Annotated in this window: 15 protein-coding genes; 7 read left to right on the top strand and 8 right to left on the bottom strand. The window is 48.4% G+C overall.

Annotation, left to right across the window (positions count from 1 at the left end):
• Nucleotides 1-54: 54 nt before the first annotated feature.
• On the bottom strand, nt 55-1,746 hold the full coding sequence (locus BSEL_RS12800; RefSeq protein WP_013173445.1) for a M3 family oligoendopeptidase: 1,692 nt from the start codon (nt 1,744-1,746) through the stop codon (nt 55-57).
• Nucleotides 1,747-1,903: 157 nt separating this feature from the next.
• Here BSEL_RS12800 and BSEL_RS12795 point away from each other — a divergent pair, with 157 nt between their 5' ends.
• Nucleotides 1,904-3,076, top strand: coding sequence for an MFS transporter (locus BSEL_RS12795; RefSeq protein ID WP_013173444.1), 1,173 nt, complete (start codon nt 1,904-1,906; stop codon nt 3,074-3,076).
• Nucleotides 3,077-3,096: 20 nt separating this feature from the next.
• Complete coding sequence (gene map / locus BSEL_RS12790; RefSeq protein WP_013173443.1) at nt 3,097-3,849, top strand: type I methionyl aminopeptidase; 753 nt, start codon at nt 3,097-3,099, stop codon at nt 3,847-3,849.
• Between the two features lie 67 nt (nt 3,850-3,916).
• Here the strand turns inward: map and BSEL_RS12785 are convergent, their stop codons facing one another.
• Nucleotides 3,917-4,852: an alpha/beta hydrolase gene (locus BSEL_RS12785; protein ID WP_013173442.1), complete on the bottom strand. Its 936-nt coding sequence runs from the start codon at nt 4,850-4,852 to the stop codon at nt 3,917-3,919.
• Between the two features lie 203 nt (nt 4,853-5,055).
• On the opposite strand from BSEL_RS12785, the gene BSEL_RS12780 reads away from it, so the two are divergent.
• From BSEL_RS12780 to BSEL_RS12770, 3 genes are read left to right on the top strand one after another with little or no spacing between them, the layout of a single operon-like run.
• Nucleotides 5,056-5,892, top strand: coding sequence for an STAS domain-containing protein (locus tag BSEL_RS12780; RefSeq protein ID WP_013173441.1), 837 nt, complete (start codon nt 5,056-5,058; stop codon nt 5,890-5,892).
• Between the two features lie 17 nt (nt 5,893-5,909).
• Nucleotides 5,910-6,344 (top strand): GNAT family N-acetyltransferase, encoded by a 435-nt coding sequence (locus BSEL_RS12775; protein WP_041581955.1) that lies wholly within the window; start codon nt 5,910-5,912, stop codon nt 6,342-6,344.
• Nucleotides 6,345-6,365: 21 nt separating this feature from the next.
• Nucleotides 6,366-7,085: a hypothetical protein gene (locus BSEL_RS12770; RefSeq protein ID WP_013173439.1), complete on the top strand. Its 720-nt coding sequence runs from the start codon at nt 6,366-6,368 to the stop codon at nt 7,083-7,085.
• Between the two features lie 100 nt (nt 7,086-7,185).
• Here BSEL_RS12770 and BSEL_RS12765 read toward each other — a convergent pair whose 3' ends face one another.
• Together BSEL_RS12765 and BSEL_RS12760 are read right to left on the bottom strand one after the other, a co-directional pair.
• Nucleotides 7,186-7,530, bottom strand: coding sequence for a phasin family protein (locus tag BSEL_RS12765; protein ID WP_013173438.1), 345 nt, complete (start codon nt 7,528-7,530; stop codon nt 7,186-7,188).
• Nucleotides 7,531-7,571: 41 nt separating this feature from the next.
• Entirely contained in the window at nt 7,572-9,215 is a 1,644-nt protein-coding gene (locus BSEL_RS12760; RefSeq protein ID WP_013173437.1) for an ABC1 kinase family protein, read from the bottom strand.
• 138 nt (nt 9,216-9,353) lie between these two features.
• Here BSEL_RS12760 and BSEL_RS12755 point away from each other — a divergent pair, with 138 nt between their 5' ends.
• Nucleotides 9,354-10,475, top strand: coding sequence for a carbohydrate kinase (locus tag BSEL_RS12755; protein WP_013173436.1), 1,122 nt, complete (start codon nt 9,354-9,356; stop codon nt 10,473-10,475).
• Nucleotides 10,472-11,401 carry a pseudouridine-5'-phosphate glycosidase gene (locus tag BSEL_RS12750; protein ID WP_013173435.1) on the top strand — a complete coding sequence of 310 codons (930 nt, stop codon included), beginning with the start codon at nt 10,472-10,474 and terminating at the stop codon, nt 11,399-11,401. Before BSEL_RS12755 ends, BSEL_RS12750 begins: the two co-directional genes overlap by 4 nt.
• A gap of 76 nt (nt 11,402-11,477) precedes the next feature.
• Here the strand turns inward: BSEL_RS12750 and treP are convergent, their stop codons facing one another.
• The 4 genes from treP to cydS form a co-directional block, all read right to left on the bottom strand.
• Nucleotides 11,478-12,914 carry a PTS system trehalose-specific EIIBC component gene (gene treP, locus BSEL_RS12745; protein ID WP_013173434.1) on the bottom strand — a complete coding sequence of 479 codons (1,437 nt, stop codon included), beginning with the start codon at nt 12,912-12,914 and terminating at the stop codon, nt 11,478-11,480.
• An 83-nt stretch (nt 12,915-12,997) separates the two neighbouring features.
• On the bottom strand, nt 12,998-14,011 hold the full coding sequence (locus tag BSEL_RS12740) for an ABC transporter permease (protein ID WP_013173433.1): 1,014 nt from the start codon (nt 14,009-14,011) through the stop codon (nt 12,998-13,000).
• On the bottom strand, nt 14,001-14,882 hold the full coding sequence (locus tag BSEL_RS12735; protein ID WP_013173432.1) for an ATP-binding cassette domain-containing protein: 882 nt from the start codon (nt 14,880-14,882) through the stop codon (nt 14,001-14,003). The genes BSEL_RS12740 and BSEL_RS12735 overlap by 11 nt, the downstream gene beginning before the upstream one ends.
• A gap of 169 nt (nt 14,883-15,051) precedes the next feature.
• Nucleotides 15,052-15,180, bottom strand: coding sequence for a cytochrome bd oxidase small subunit CydS (cydS, locus tag BSEL_RS18225; RefSeq protein ID WP_013173431.1), 129 nt, complete (start codon nt 15,178-15,180; stop codon nt 15,052-15,054).
• Nucleotides 15,181-15,182 lie beyond the last annotated feature (2 nt).

Genomic DNA, 15,182 nt, shown 5'->3' with positions numbered 1-15,182 from the left:
AATGAGTGTAAATCAAAGCACTCTCCTGATTGCCGGGAGAGTGCTTGTTTGTGCTTATGAAACCTTTTGGAGTTCTTCTTGCAGGAAAGTCATTAATTCTTCGATCTTGGACGCGGAGAAATCAAAGGAGATGCCTGCAGCTTCGTAGACCTCGAACAAGGATCCTTTTGCGCCCATTGCAAGGGCTTTTTTGTAGTTTTCAAGTGCAGCTTCAGGGTTTTCCCGGTATTGTTTGAACATTTGCAGGGCACCGAGCTGGGCAATGACGTATTCGATAAAATAAAACGGGACTTCGAAAATGTGCAGAATCCGGAGCCAGGAAGATTCGGCATAGCTCTCGTAACCGCTCCAGTCGACGACTTCCCCATTGAAAGCAATCTGGAGTTCGCGAAACTTCTGATTCCGTTCTTCGGCAGTGTGCGTCGGATTCTCATACATCCAGTGCTGGAACTGATCGACGGCGACTCCCATCGGCAAAAACTGAATAATGCCTTCGAGATGCTCTTTACGGGCCCGTCTCAGGTCTTCCGGATCATCGTAAAATTTGTCCCACTGATCCATGGTGAAGAGTTCCATCGTCATGCTCGCAAGCTCTGAGGACTCCATTGGCGTATCCTTGTAAACGGCGAGCGGGATATCTTTTTTCATGTCATTGTGGATGCAGTGCCCCATTTCGTGGAGCAGGGTGATCATGTCGTCCTGCGTATTGGCCGCATTCATAAAAATAAACGACAGGCCGGAAACAGGCAGCGGGGCGCAAAATCCGCCGGGTGCTTTCCCTTTACGGGTCGTCAGGTCAAGCATCCCTCCTTTATCCATGGCATCGAGCAGATCCGCAAATCTCGGATCGAGCTGATTGAAAATGCTGTGCGTGGTTCTGACGAGCCCGTCGCGGTTCTCAAACGGCTTCAGCGGTTTAAGGCCCGGCAGCACAGCCTTCGTGTCCCAAGGGCGGTAAGTGTCCACGCCCAGATTGTCTTGATGTTCCCTTGCAATCTGTTCTTTCAGTGGAGTCACATGTTGTTTGACGGCATGCGCAAGGGTGTGGCAATCGTTCGGCGTATAGTCAAACCGCTGGTATTTCTTAAACATATAGTCTCTGTAATTATCGAGATCAGCGTGTTCGGCTTTCTTCTGGCGGATGACAAGCAGGTCATCCATGATGGCCTGAAGCTCAGCCTGGACAGACTGAAAGGCAGCACCTGATGCGAGGAAGGCATCTTTTCGGGTATCGCGGTTGTCGTCCTGCAGATAAACCGCAAGTTCACTGAGGGTCAATTCTTCACCGTTCCAGCTGACCATCAGACCGCCGGTATGTTCAAAGTAGTCGGTGGCAAGCTTGTTTTCATCGACTTCAAGGGCGATGTTTTCCGGACGGAAAAGGGCCCGGGCGTTTTCCTTTGTTTTGATGAAGCGTTCGTAATCCGTGCTGTTCAGGTCTTTGACGAAAGGGCTGTCGAGGAATTTCCGGTCTAGTTCTGCTTCGTATTTCTTCAGGAGCGGTTCGATGATGGTCTGGTCATGCTCGAATGTCTTTCTGGCCTCTTCAGAATCACTTTGGCACTGAAAATCAATGTAATGACCGGTCATGCCTTCTTCGAGCTGGTCGTAGAGGACAGTCTGGTCTTTCAGCCACTGTTCAAGATCAGCGGCACTGTCGATGTCTCTCGTCAACAGCCTGATCAGCTGCTGTTCAATATCTTCCGGATGATCAAAGGGAAGTGTTTCCTGATAAAATCGGCTCATGGATGTTCATCTCCTTTATACGAATGCGGTATCAATATCCCTGTCTATCATAATACAAATGGCTGTATAAATGTGAACTTTTTTGGAATCCAAGCCGGCCTCTGTGGTAAAATGAAAATCGGACTGATTTGTACGGAATTGGAAGGATTTGATCGCAGTGAAAAAGATTTTGGGGATCGTTATTTTTATTCAGTTTATGGTGTATGCGGGCTTTGGCATGGTCATTCCGGTACTTCCGGAAATCGTGACGGATGTGTCCGGCAGGGCCAGCCATATCGGCGGGATGCTTGCCATTTACTCGGTTGCGTCCTTTTTGACATCCCCGTCCTGGGGAGCCCTTGCAGACCGAAAGGGACGCAAGCTCGTCCTTGTCATCGGTCTCATCGGGTATGCGTCAGGCTTTTTTCTGTTTGCAGCCTATATCGATTCTCTGATGGTTATGTACATATCGCGGTTTATCAGCGGGATTTTTGCCGGAGCTCTCTATGCAGCGGCGATGTCCACGCTGTCAGATATCTCCGATGATACAACCCGCAACCGCAACCTCGGACTCGCAGGCATGGCCATTGGGCTTGGATTTATTTTCGGACCTGCGACGGGAGGTCTTCTCAGCGTAACAGGTCTTGCCGTACCGTTCTATGCAGCGGGCATTTTGATGATTCTCCTGGTGCCTTTTGTGCTCGTTATGTTGAAGAATGCCTACTGGGTGCCGGTTGAGTCGGTTGTGGCATCGAAACTGCTTCCGAAACTGGAGCTTCCGGATGCGGGACTGTTAAAGCTGCTTTTGTTTATGGCTTTTACGGCTTCTTTTTTATTAACGGGGCTTGAGAGTATTTTTCAGGTGTACGGTATCGATGAGATCAGTATGACACCGGCACAGATGGGACTGCTTTTCTTTGTGAGCGGACTGGCGCTTGCGGTTGTACAGGGCGGTTTCTTACGGAAAATCAGGACCGGTAGGGAATACATCTGGATTACGGTCGGTCAGGCGATGTCGGGAGTTGCGTTTATCCTGATGGTTGTCCACTTTTCTTTGCTGACGGCAGCAATTTATCTGATTCTTTTCGTTGTTGGGAACGCTATGATCCGAACGCTCAGTCTGTCGCTGATTACAAGGGCCAGTGGTAACCGTTCAGGCTATGCGTCGGGTCTTCAGTTTTCAGCGGACAGTCTCGGGCGTATTTTCGGTCCGCTGCTGTTTGCGTTTCTCTATGATTATCTCACGGGAACGATCTTTTTGATTGGCGGGGCGATTTCTTTTATACTGATAGCAGTGATCTTGTTCAATAATAAGAGGCTTGCTCATGTCGAGCAGGCTGTTGCGAAGTAAATGCGAGGAGGTCGTGTCAGTTGATAGAACGAAAGTCAGCACGTGAAGTGGAAAAAATGATTCAGGCAGGAGAGCTGGTGGCGCAAATCCACCGGGATCTGAGAAAGCTTGTGAAGCCGGGGGTGACTACGGCTGAGCTGGACCGCTTTGTTGAAAAAGAAATGAAACAGGCGGGCGCAACGCCTGCACAAAAAGGGTATCAGGGCTATGAGTTTGCGACGTGCGCATCGGTGAATGATGAGATTTGTCACGGGTTTCCCCGTAAGGCGTCACTGAAAGAGGGGGATATTGTCACCGTGGATTTTGTCCTTGATTATGAGGGCGGTCTTGCAGACAGTGCCTGGACGTATGAAATTGGCGAGGTGAGCCGGGAAATCCGGCAGCTCAATGACGTGACAAAAGAAGCCCTGTACCGTGGGATTCGCGCTGCAAAAGCAGGGAACCGCACCGGAGATATCGGCGCGGCCATTCAGAATTTTGTGGAGCCTTTCGGGTACGGGATTGTCCGGGAATTCGCAGGCCACGGCATCGGACCGACGATTCACGAAGAACCCAATATTCCTCATTACGGACAGTCGGGAAGAGGGATTCGCCTGAAAGAAGGTATGGCAATAACGATAGAACCCATGATCAACACAGGAGGATGGCGTGCCAAGATGGATTCAAACGGCTGGACAGCAAGGACCCGTGACGGATCTTTGTCCACGCAGTTTGAGCATACGCTCATTATTACTGACGGGGAACCGATCATTACAACAGAACAGGATGCCTGAAGACGGAACAGAGACCCGAAACGGCTGATGATCAGCTCGCTTCGGGTCTCTTCATGTCATGCCGCGATTAACGGTTCTCAGCAAGGAAATCTTTTACGAGTGTCATGTAAGCTTCGGGATGCTTATAGAAACCCTGCACATGGTCGGCGCCTTCAGGAATCCAAATCTCAAAGGCATCTTCGTGTTGAGACGCCATTTCGATACTTTCCGAATGGGGGATGTATTCATCTTCATCGCCGTGAATGAACAGGACGGACCTTGGATAAATGGCATCAAGGTCATTGACCGGGCTCAGTTCTGACGGTGTGATGCCTGTAAGCCTTGGGATCAGGCCCATCGTGAGCGGTGTAAAAGGAAACGAAGGGAGATTGGTCCATACGGGCAAATTGGCTTCGAGATAGCTTTCAAGATCGCTGAACGGGCTGTCTGCAATCACGGCGGATACGGCATCGGTCAAGGCTGCCGCAGAAAGCGAGGCAGAGGCCCCCATGGACACACCGTAAAGCATGATCGGTTCATTATACCGGTCTTCAATAAAGGAGACCGCCCCGAGAACATCATAGCGTTCCATGACGCCAATGGATGTGAGCGTACCGTCGGATTCGCCGGAGTTCCGGAAGTCATACATGAGTACCCTGTATCCGTCATTCAACAGAAACTGGGCCAATGCGAAAAAACCGGCTCCGCTCTCGTGGCGGTTACCGCGGTAACCGTGACTCATAATAACCGTCGCTTCTGGATCTGCTTCGGGCTCCATCAGCCAGCCTTGAAGGATCACTTCGTCCTCGTGCATACTTTGAAACGTGACATTTTCGTAATCCATCATGTACATATCGGGATTGAGAGACAGCTCCCGCGGTTCTGTCCGGGTCATGCTCAGACCGGTATAAACGGTCAATGCGACCGTCACAATCAGGAGAAGCAGAACGAAAAGAATCAGGTACTGGATTTTTCGGGATTTGCGTTTTTTAGTTGGCGCGTGAACTGGAATATGTCCATACAAGGCAATCACTCATCTTTCGTATATAGTGGGTAGTCAGAAGCGGTCAACGGTCCTGAACCATCACGAATGCTTTAACCATTATCTGCATTCTTTTTCAGGTTATCATGTTCAAAGCAATATTGGAAATCTTTCAGTTTCGTGTGACATTTTTGAGAAGAAAACGTAAAATAGAATCAGATGTATACAGAGAAGGAGGGCGTTCGATGTCTGTCACTTTGCTTCAGGATGTGGGAAACGGCTTTAAAGAGAAGAAACATGACATTTCCCGGGAAATTGTACAGGTGTTTTCCGGTGAACATGAACGGAGTTTCAACCGACTTGCCGAAGAGACACTGACAGGTGAATTTGAAAAACTGATTGGGATTATCAGTGAACGGATGATGACGCAAGACACAAGTGACTTTGGCGATGATGTGTTCCGCTGGGGTAAATCGTTCGGCCGGGTTGTGATTCGCTCGGGTGTGAATGTTGAAGAAGGTTTATTGATTGTGCCGTTCTTCCGAAAAGTGCTGATTCGGCATATCCGAACTATTTTTCTTGAGAATGATCATGCCATGGAAGACTATTTTATTATGGCGGACTTCCTTCATCCCATGATCGATCAGACGGTCTATGCCTTCACGGAAGCCTATGTGGAGCACCATAATGCTTCCTTCCAGCATGCGAAGGATGAACTGATGGAGCTGTCGGTCCCACTGGTCCCTCTTACAGAAGATGTGGCAATTTTGCCGATTATCGGAACGATCGACACACACCGTTCGCAGGAACTGCTGATCAAGGCGCTGAATAAAGGCAGGGAAATGGAACTGTCTTTTATTATCATCGATTTATCCGGTGTACATATGATTGACACAGCCGTTGCGCACAATCTTTTTCAGCTTCACGACGCACTGAAGGTGATCGGCATCACCGCTGTGTTCTCGGGTGTACGGCCTGAACTGGCTCAGACGATGGTGAGTCTCGGCATTTCATTTGATCAAATGAAAGTGTGCGGAACACTGCCGCGGGCATTAAGATTGACGGGTGTGTCCCTGACATGACAGGAAGGGGTGATAGTATGTATCACTGGGACTGGATGAAAAATGAACATGCACTGGCTGTTGCAGAGTGGACGTATGATGCACCTTTGACCCATTTGAATATTCAGGAGGACGAGAATGCCCTGGATCATTTCCTCAATCCGTTTAATTGGCGGAACCGTTTTGCGGTGTTTAAAGAAGAAGCGCTGATCGGTTATGTGGATTTTCGGCTTAAGTCGGAGGCGGAGGCCGAAGTCTATCTTCAGCTGCATCCGGAGCTGCTCGGTCAGGGGGAAGGGATCCATCTGGCGAGAGAGGCGATGGGCATTTCCAGGAAACAGTATGATCTGATGCTGCTGATTGCAAGACCGGATCCTGATTTTGCTCCTGCTGTCCGTTTATGCGAAAAGCTTGACGGGAAAAGAAAAACCAATCAGGAAAAGCTGTACTATGAATGGACGTTCACCAGATAACTGAAAGAGGAGGAATGTACTGTGAAGCGCTTCGCTGGATTCGTACCGTTATCACTGTTGATTCTCACAGGATGTGCAGGAGACAATGAGGACAATCAGGCAAATGAAGCGGATCAGGACACTCAATCATCCGAAGAAGCAGCACTTGAAGAAGAGATAGCCCTCCTGGAAGCGGAACTCGAAGACGTGGAAGCTGAACGAAATGAGTTACTTGATCAAGTGGCAGATCTCGAACAGGAGTTAGGTGAGATGGCGGATGGAGAAGAAACGGGAGAAGAGGCCCCATCCCCATTTGCAGATGATTGGACGCCTCACGGAGACCGATTTTATGATCAGGTATGGATGTATCAGGAACAGACTGAACTTGAAGCAGACGCCGGTTTTGAGAGGGAGAGTCTCGATTGGCGGGATGCTTTTGGTGAAGCGTCCGAAACGTTTAATGAAACGCATGGGGATTTGGCCACTGCCGAGTCGCTTCTCTACACATGGCTCGGTGAGCGGAACATGCTTGAACATCCGGATTCGTTTGACGAGTTAACCGTTCGGATGAACCACCAGGAAGATAATCTGGCAGAAGCTGTGGTCTTGAAATGGGGACTGCGTGATGATGCCATTGCCGGTGAAGATTTCAGGCTGACTCTCGAGGAGATCGATGGTTCCTGGGAGATTGCGGATATTGAAGTGCGTGTGCACTGCCGCAGGGGAACGACGGAAATGGATGGCGAGGTTCTCTGTCAGTAACTGCGAGGATGAAAACAAAAGTCCCGGAAGCCTCTTTTAAGATGGCTTCCGGGACTTTTTTGGTGTCTGACGCTCGGCAATTGGCGTGAGTGTGATCCTCTTATGCGTCAGTGCCCGGCTTATTGTCTTGTGACTCAGATGCGGATTCCATTTTGTTCAAACGTTCTTCCAAATCTTTCACTCTTGCTTCAAGGGCATTGTATTCTTCTTTTGTGAAGATATTCAGATCCTCCATCAGGTTGTTCATGCGTTCTTTGGAGCGGTAGTTCCATTCCTTTTCTTTTGATTCGCCTTTTTGAATCAGTTCATGATAGAGTTCGTCAAACTCCTTAGGTGTTATTTTTCCTTTGACAAGCATCTCATCAAGATACTTGTCCATGCGTTCTTTCCCTTCTACAGCGGCACCGAGTCCCAACAGAAATCCGGTTTTTAATAAATGGCTCATCGTAATTCCTCCTTCAATATAGTCAAACTTCTTTGTATCTATCAATCAAAACGGCTGTTCCGATGGATAAACCGTTTGTGTCGAACGGCAGTGATGCTGATGGTAATCAGCACAAGCAGTGATAAGGTGATTGCAGCACCTGTAAGGATGGGAATGCCCGTCCATAATGAGATCGCAGAAACACTGAGAGAAAGAATGAGGAACAGGGTTTGTAACGTAATGATGAGCATAAAGCGCTGATGCTCCATCCTTGTCCAGTGCTGATTTTCGAGCATGATTCTCTCTTCGGCCGGGCCTTCAAGATATTCATTGACGTGTCGGGGCAGGGAAAGAAACGGCTTCAATGTGTCTCTGATAATCTGTGCCTGGAAAGTTTCTTCATCGTCTTCCTGATCGTCCATCCATTCCTTGACTACAGGTCTTCCGAGGGTCATAAAGTCAATATTCGGATTCAGAGATGTGATCACGCCCAGTCCAATTGAGGCCGCTCTGCCGAGAAAGGCGAATTCCACAGGGAGCTGAATGGGCTGCTCGCGGACGATCTCCTGTAAATCTTCAAAGATATCCTCAACGAGTTCCTGATCCATCTCACTGATGTTTTGTTCGAGGTATAAATCGATATATTCTCTCAGCTTCTGTTCAATTTTATATTTATCGGCGTGCGGCAGTAAAAAACCGAGTTTTTCGAGCTGATCGATGGCCATCTGATAGTCATCCATAACCATGCCCTGAATCATTTTGCGGACGTTTCGTGCATCTGTCCGGCTGATTTGGCCGACCATGCCGAAATCGAGAATGATAAGGGTTCCGTCTTTCGTGATCATGATATTGCCCTGGTGGGGATCGGCATGAAACTTACCATGATCAAGGAGCTGATCGACGAAAAAGAGAAACAGTTTCTCCGCAGCCTCTTCCGGGCTGAGGTTATTTTCTCGGTACCAGATCAGGTCTGTCACCTTTCTGGCTTCGATCCACTCCATGACGAGAACTTTTTTCGTGCAGTATTCCTCATAGAACTGCGGAATGTAGAAATCATCACTCTCATTATACTTCTTTTGGAAGTATTGGGCGTTGCGGAGCTCTTTATAATAATTCAGTTCATCACCGATAATGGAGACAACTTCTTTATACAGAGCTTTCGTGTCGATTTCTTTACCGAAGCGGGTAAAGTGTCTGGTGATCCACAGGACGATGCGAAATGCCTTGAAGTCGGATTTGATGATTGATTCGATCTTGGAACGCTGAACTTTAATGGCTACTTCCTGACCGTTATGAAGTCTTCCTTTATAGACTTCACCGATCGAAGCAGAGGCAACAGGTGCGTCACTGATATGCTGCAAATAGTCTCCGATGGGCCTGCCCCACTCTTCTTCAATGATGGCCCTGGAAATATCGGGGGCGACAGGAGGCACCTGATCAGTCAGATCGGCAAGTTCGCGGAGGAAAGCCTCAGGCATGATATCGGCTCTCGTGCTCAAAAACTGACCGACTTTGATCATAAGTCCTTCAAGTTTTAGCGCTGTTTCCCTGTATTCAATAGCCTGTTTGGCAACGAGTGTTTCCCAGGCCTCCTGAGAAGTGCTGTCCCAGTCCTTGTGCTTTTTACTGAAAAAATAGAGCTGCAGGACGAATTTGATAAACATCCTGACAATGATATAAATACGGTATAATGAGAAATTTTTCACATTTGTCCTCCTGCTGAAACGCAATAAAAAAACTTTCTGTAAATATGTACCCTATTCGGGATGAATGTATGTTATAATTTATTCAAACAACAAATGTTTATAAAACTAACATTTGTTTAATTGGAGGTGATGGAGGTGATGGAGGCGATGAAGGAAAAAGAACAGCGGATCATGGAGCTGATCAAACAGGACCCTTTTATTTCCCAACAGGAACTGGCACGGCAACTTGATGTATCACGCTCAGCGGTTGCAGGTTACATTTCTTCTTTAACTCAGACGGGATTCATTCAGGGGCGGGCTTATATCGTCAATGAGAAACCAGGGATGCTGATTATTGGTGGCGCGAATGTGGACAGAAAGGCGATTCTCAGGCAAACGCTGCAGATGGGCGACTCGAATCCCGGGCATACAGACATGTCGAGGGGCGGTGTAGCAAGGAATATTGCAGAGAACCTTTCCAAAATGGGATCTGAAGTAAGACTGTTCACGGTAATCGGCGCAGATTCCGACGGTGACTACCTTCGAAGTCACAGTGTGAATGAGGGGATTGACCTGCAATTGAGCATCGAACGGACAAAGGCCTCAACAGGGAACTATCTGGCTGTACTCGATGATCGGCATGATCTCGTGTTCGCAGTGGCGGATATGGACATCTATGATACGGTCACAGCGGAAGAGATGAAACAGATACTGACGAAGGCCGGGGCCTGCAGCTGGTATGTAACAGATACGAATTTGCCGAAAGAAGCATTGAATGAAGTCTTTCATAAAAAAGAGGCACAGCCGGAAACAAAACTGGCCGTAATTCCGGTATCTGCACAAAAGCTTGACCGGATCCCTGAAAGGCCCGAAGTGATTGATCTCCTGATCCTGAACAGGCTTGAAGCCCTTGCACTGACTGAACGCTGGTTCGGAATACGGGAAACGGATGAAGAAAGAGCGATCAGGAAGCTGATCGAACATGGTATCCGTCAGGTGATCATCACAAAGGGCAGTGAAGGTGTGCTTCTCATGGAAGCCGGTGGAGAACCTATTGCCAAAAGAGCACCTGCGGCAGACGTAGAAGATGTGACAGGAGCAGGAGACGCGTTCAGTTCAGGCGTGCTTCACGGACTTTCACTCGGAATGACGCTTGAAGAGGCAGCGGATACAGGGCTTGCGACTGCCAAGCTGACGCTTGAGTCAAAGGAAACGGTATCGGAATGGTTACATGAAAAATGGATGACCCAACTCATAAAAAACAGGAGGAATGAAACATGAACACATCATATCTTGTCTATTCACCGGAAGTAAAGGAAGCCAAGGAACAGGGAAAGGCGATCGTCGCACTCGAGTCCACCATTATTTCGCACGGCATGCCGTATCCGCAAAATCTTGAAACAGCAGAGGACGTAGAGAACATCATTCGTCAACAAGGGGCTGTTCCGGCAACGATTGCCCTGATTGATGGCAAAATCAGAATCGGCATGACCCACGATGAGCTGGAAGCATTTGCGAAGGGTGAAGATATTGCCAAAGTGAGCAGACGTGACATCCCTCAGATCCTGGCGAGCAAACAGGCAGGGGCGACAACGGTTTCTGCGACAATGATCTGCGCGGCCCTCGCCGGAATAGACGTCTTTGTAACAGGCGGGATTGGCGGTGTGCACCGTGGAGCTGAAACAACAATGGATATCTCGGCAGATCTGCAGGAACTTGCCAAGACAAATGTGGCCGTTGTCTGCGCAGGTGCCAAGTCGATCCTTGATATCGGGCTCACACTTGAATATCTCGAGACGCATGGCGTTCCGGTAATCGGCTATGAGACAGACACTTTCCCGGCGTTCTATACACGCGAAAGTGAATTCGGCGTCGATGTGAACGGCACATCCCCTGAAGCGATAGCTGAAATGCTTCGTGTGAAATGGGATCTCGGATTACATGGCGGAGCGGTTATCGCCAATCCGGTGCCAACCGAAGATCAGATGGAGAAAGCCGATATTGACCGAATGATTGCCCAGGCCATTCAGGAAGCGAAAGATCAGGGAATCAAAGGGAAGGATACAACACCTTATCTCTTAAGCCGATTAAAAGAACTGAGTGACGGAGCCACCCTGACGACGAATATTGCCCTTGTGAAGCACAATGCGGTCAATGGTGCACAGGTTGCCGTTGAACTGAACAAGCGAAAGTCATCAGACAGCTGAATCTGAAACGGATGAGAATGTTATCGAAACAAGCATAAAAAAGCAGTGCCCATCGAGGCACTGCTTTTTGTGTGGTTTACAGCTTTTCTTTCATAAAGAGTTTGCCGTAGATCAGCATCAGGATGATCGGCATGAAGAAGGCAATCAGCATCCCAACGAAGAATGCCGGCATATCTCCAGGCAGAATTGAAAGGATCGCAGGGAGACCGCCAACCCCGACAGATGCTGCAAGCACCTGATTCAGGCTGATAAATGTTGCCGCTGTTGCTGAACTCATAATCGCAATGACGAACGGGAACTTATAGCGGATGTTGACACCAAACATGGCCGGTTCCGTTACACCAAGGTATGCAGAAACCGCAGACGTACTGGAGAGACCTTTCAGGTTCTCACTCTTCGTCAGGAAGATCACAGCGAGCGCCGCGGAACCCTGCGCGATATTTGACAGGGCAAGAATTGGCCAGAGGAATGTGCCGTCTCCGGAACCTGTCAGCTGCAGATCAACAGCCAGAAATACGTGATGCATGCCGGTTACGACAAGCGGTGCATATAAAATGCCGTAAAGAAGGCCGCCAATGGCAGGTGCCATATCAAAGAGCCAGAGAAAGCCTGCTGTAATGCCGTTACCGAGTGCGAACGTAATCGGTCCAATCAGGATAAATGTGACAAGACCGGTCACGAGGAGTGCAACGGGCGCTACGACCAGCATTTGGATCGCGTCCGGTACTCGTTTTCTTAATGCAAGTTCAATTTTTGCGAGAAGGAGTGAAGCAAACAGGACCGGTAAAACCTGTCCCTGATAGCCGATGGCTTCCACATCAAATCCGAATAAATTCCAGACCGGAACATTGCCGTCTTCCACTGCACCTGCATATTCCCAGGCACTTAAGAGATCGGGATGCACGAGTATCAGACCGAGTACAATCCCCAAAAGATCACTGCCGCCGAAACGTTTTACTGCAGACCAGCCGATTAAGGCAGGTAAGAATGCGAAGGCTGCGTGGGCAATGACAAAGATCATATCGGCAAGTCCGGACCATTGCGGATAGACATCAATAATCGATTGATCGGCTAGCTCGTCGGAGATGAAACCAAAAATGCCTTCACCGGCAAGGATGTTGTTCAAACCGAGGAGCAGACCTGCGGTCACGATCGCCGGAAGAATCGGAATGAAAATGTCGGCGAGTGTTTTAATCGCGCGCTGAAACGGGTTCATTTTTTGCGCGGAGGCATCCTTGACATCCTGTTTGGACGATTCACCGATATCGGTCATTTCAATCAGATCGCGGTAGACCTGGTCCACCGTCCCCTGACCGATAATAATTTGAAATTGTCCGCTTGTCGAAAAGGAACCCTTGACGATGTCGATGGCTTCAAGTTTGTCCACATCCACTTTGCTTTCATCGTGCAGGGCAAGACGAAGTCTCGTTACACAATGGGTAACCTTGTCGATATTCTCTTCGCCGCCTATGGCTTCGAGAATCTCGTTGACCTGTTGTTCATATTTTGGCATTCGAAAACCCTCCTGATAATGATCAGTTTAACGTAATGCCAGTATAACTTGTATATACAAGTTTTGCAACCGTTTTATTTCAATCAGTCTGAACCACCGGCAGTTAACAAGCGCATTTCCGTAATTTTGCGGACAATCAGGACAGCAAAGAGTAAAAATACCGTAAAGCCGATCCAATATGAGAGGATTCGGAGGACATCGGCGGTCCATGGAGCGAGTGATGTAATAAAGCTTCCTCCGAAAAAGGAGATCATCAGGACGATCAGGACGGTCAAAACTGGTTGAATTCTTTTATACACGAGAAACTCACCATTGAACTCTGCAGGAGATTTTCGGTACAACCAAAGTCCCGCCACGAAAAAGAGCGCGATGCCGATAAAACGAAAAATCAAAAATGGACCTCCCTGGCCACCATCAAATACATAAATAAAGGGCGTAATGAACTCCACCCAGATGGGCAAGGGCACGACTGTACCAAAGTGGACATCGATTAAGTCTTGCATGAGATAGAAGATGCCGAGAGGAAGGAAGCCGAACAGTGCAGTCAGTCCGAGCTGAGAGATCATCTCTCCGCTGATGCTGCCAATCATCAGTGCAAAGGTATACAGCAGAATGAAGCCAAGCATCGGTTCGTAGAGAATTTCGTTAAATGTGACTTGCTCAAAGCTCAGCTGATGTCGGGATTGATAGATAATGAAATAAGCGATCCAAAAATTCACAAAATGAAAAACCACGATTGCTGCCGTGCCATATAGCCACTTATGAACAAACGAGGTAATTCTGCTGTATGGGAGAGACAGGGTGAAATCCTGTCTGCGGGTATTCCGCTCAAGACCGATCAGCATGGCGGCAAGGCCGATGATGCCAATGACGAGGAAGATCGTCACCGCTCCTTCAGAAAAGACCTGTATCAGATCCCACCGCTGCACTTCATACACATAATTATCAATCGTTTCTGCCATATCGGCCCGCTCGTTCCAGTGTTCAATGGAAAGCGTCGCCTGGAACGGCATATGAATCACAAACATGGCGAGAATGATCCAGAGTAAGAGTTTCGTATGCTTATAATTTTGAAAAAAGAGAGCCTTAGAGAACATCGTCATTCCCTCCTAACCTGGCGAGGAAAATATCTTCAAGACTGAGTGTCAGTTCTTCGAGGAGAATGGGCTGAGTGTCTTTCAGCTGATCATAGATACTCTTGTCTTCGTTTGGAATCAGAATTGCATGGACGCTTCCGGTTCGATCGAGTTCAATGACCCGGTTTCGAATAAAATCAGGAATGAGAGCCTCTCCTTCATAAGCGACCTGGAGTTTTCTGTATTGTTTTTTTAAATCGCGAATGGCAAAGTGCTCGTCAAGCTCGCCGTTTCGAAGAATAAGGACATCGTCCACCATATAATCGAGCTCTTCAAGCCTGTGGCTCGCAATCATGACGGATACATGATTCGCCCGTGCCTGTTCCGTCAGAAAGTGCAACACTTTCTTTTTGACAACGGCATCAAGCCCGTCCGTCGGTTCATCCAACAGAAGGTAGTCAACACGGCAGGCAAAGGACAGAATTAATACAAACAGAGCTTTCATGCCTTTGGAGTATTTGGTAAGGCGCGTGACGTCCGGCAAGGAGAACAGGGCACGCATTTCTTCAAAATAATCCATATCAAAACGCGGATAGACAAGCTTGTAGAGATGAACAAGCTCCTTGGTACTGTAAGTTTTTAAAGCTTCAAGGTTATCCGGAACAAAGATCAGAGATTGTTTTTCAGCGGGGTGTCGGATGATGCTTTTGCCGTTGATAGTGACATCACCCCGGTCAGGCACAAGAATGCCTGCCATCGTGCGAAGGAGTGTCGTCTTCCCGGCACCGTTTCTTCCGATGATTCCGGTAATGCTTCCTGTTCTGATTGTAAAACTGAGATCGTTCAGGATGGATCTGCTATGTATGGATTTGCTCAGATGTGAGACTTTCATTTATCATTCCTCCATTTACGGGCTATGATCCACTATACCCTGCATGATCACAGGGGAAAACACGGCTTCGTGATTTCCTGGGATGGCTTTCATCTCCATAGTGAGCGTTCGAACCAGGAAAAAACCACAGCTGACGGGCAGCTGTGGTTGTAAGTGATCAAACAGATTGTTATTCGGACCGGTCGCTTTTTACCCAATCCGGTGTTTTTCCTTTTGCAGCCCAGATGAATACGGCTGCGATACTGCCTGCCAAAACGAGCGGTGAAGCGTACATCACCATGAATGTCGTGAAATCCATCA

This window comes from [Bacillus] selenitireducens MLS10, from assembly GCF_000093085.1.
Classification (GTDB): Bacteria; Bacillota; Bacilli; order Bacillales; family Salisediminibacteriaceae; genus Salisediminibacterium; species Salisediminibacterium selenitireducens.
The sequence above is the reverse complement of the archived record's forward strand: the minus strand, read 5'-3'. Positions and strand labels throughout refer to the sequence as shown.

What these genes read in the sequence shown, in the direction of transcription:
- BSEL_RS12755 (WP_013173436.1), top strand. Translation starts at nt 9,354, where the DNA reads ATGGAGGCGATGAAGGAAAAAGAACAGCGGATCATGGAGCTGATCAAA.
- BSEL_RS12750 (WP_013173435.1), top strand. Translation starts at nt 10,472, where the DNA reads ATGAACACATCATATCTTGTCTATTCACCGGAAGTAAAGGAAGCCAAG.
- BSEL_RS12780 (WP_013173441.1), top strand. Translation starts at nt 5,056, where the DNA reads ATGTCTGTCACTTTGCTTCAGGATGTGGGAAACGGCTTTAAAGAGAAG.
- BSEL_RS12735 (WP_013173432.1), bottom strand. Translation starts at nt 14,882, where the DNA reads ATGAAAGTCTCACATCTGAGCAAATCCATACATAGCAGATCCATCCTG.
- cydS (WP_013173431.1), bottom strand. Translation starts at nt 15,180, where the DNA reads ATGGATTTCACGACATTCATGGTGATGTACGCTTCACCGCTCGTTTTG.
- BSEL_RS12775 (WP_041581955.1), top strand. Translation starts at nt 5,910, where the DNA reads ATGTATCACTGGGACTGGATGAAAAATGAACATGCACTGGCTGTTGCA.
- treP (WP_013173434.1), bottom strand. Translation starts at nt 12,914, where the DNA reads ATGCCAAAATATGAACAACAGGTCAACGAGATTCTCGAAGCCATAGGC.
- BSEL_RS12800 (WP_013173445.1), bottom strand. Translation starts at nt 1,746, where the DNA reads ATGAGCCGATTTTATCAGGAAACACTTCCCTTTGATCATCCGGAAGAT.
- BSEL_RS12740 (WP_013173433.1), bottom strand. Translation starts at nt 14,011, where the DNA reads ATGTTCTCTAAGGCTCTCTTTTTTCAAAATTATAAGCATACGAAACTC.
- BSEL_RS12765 (WP_013173438.1), bottom strand. Translation starts at nt 7,530, where the DNA reads ATGAGCCATTTATTAAAAACCGGATTTCTGTTGGGACTCGGTGCCGCT.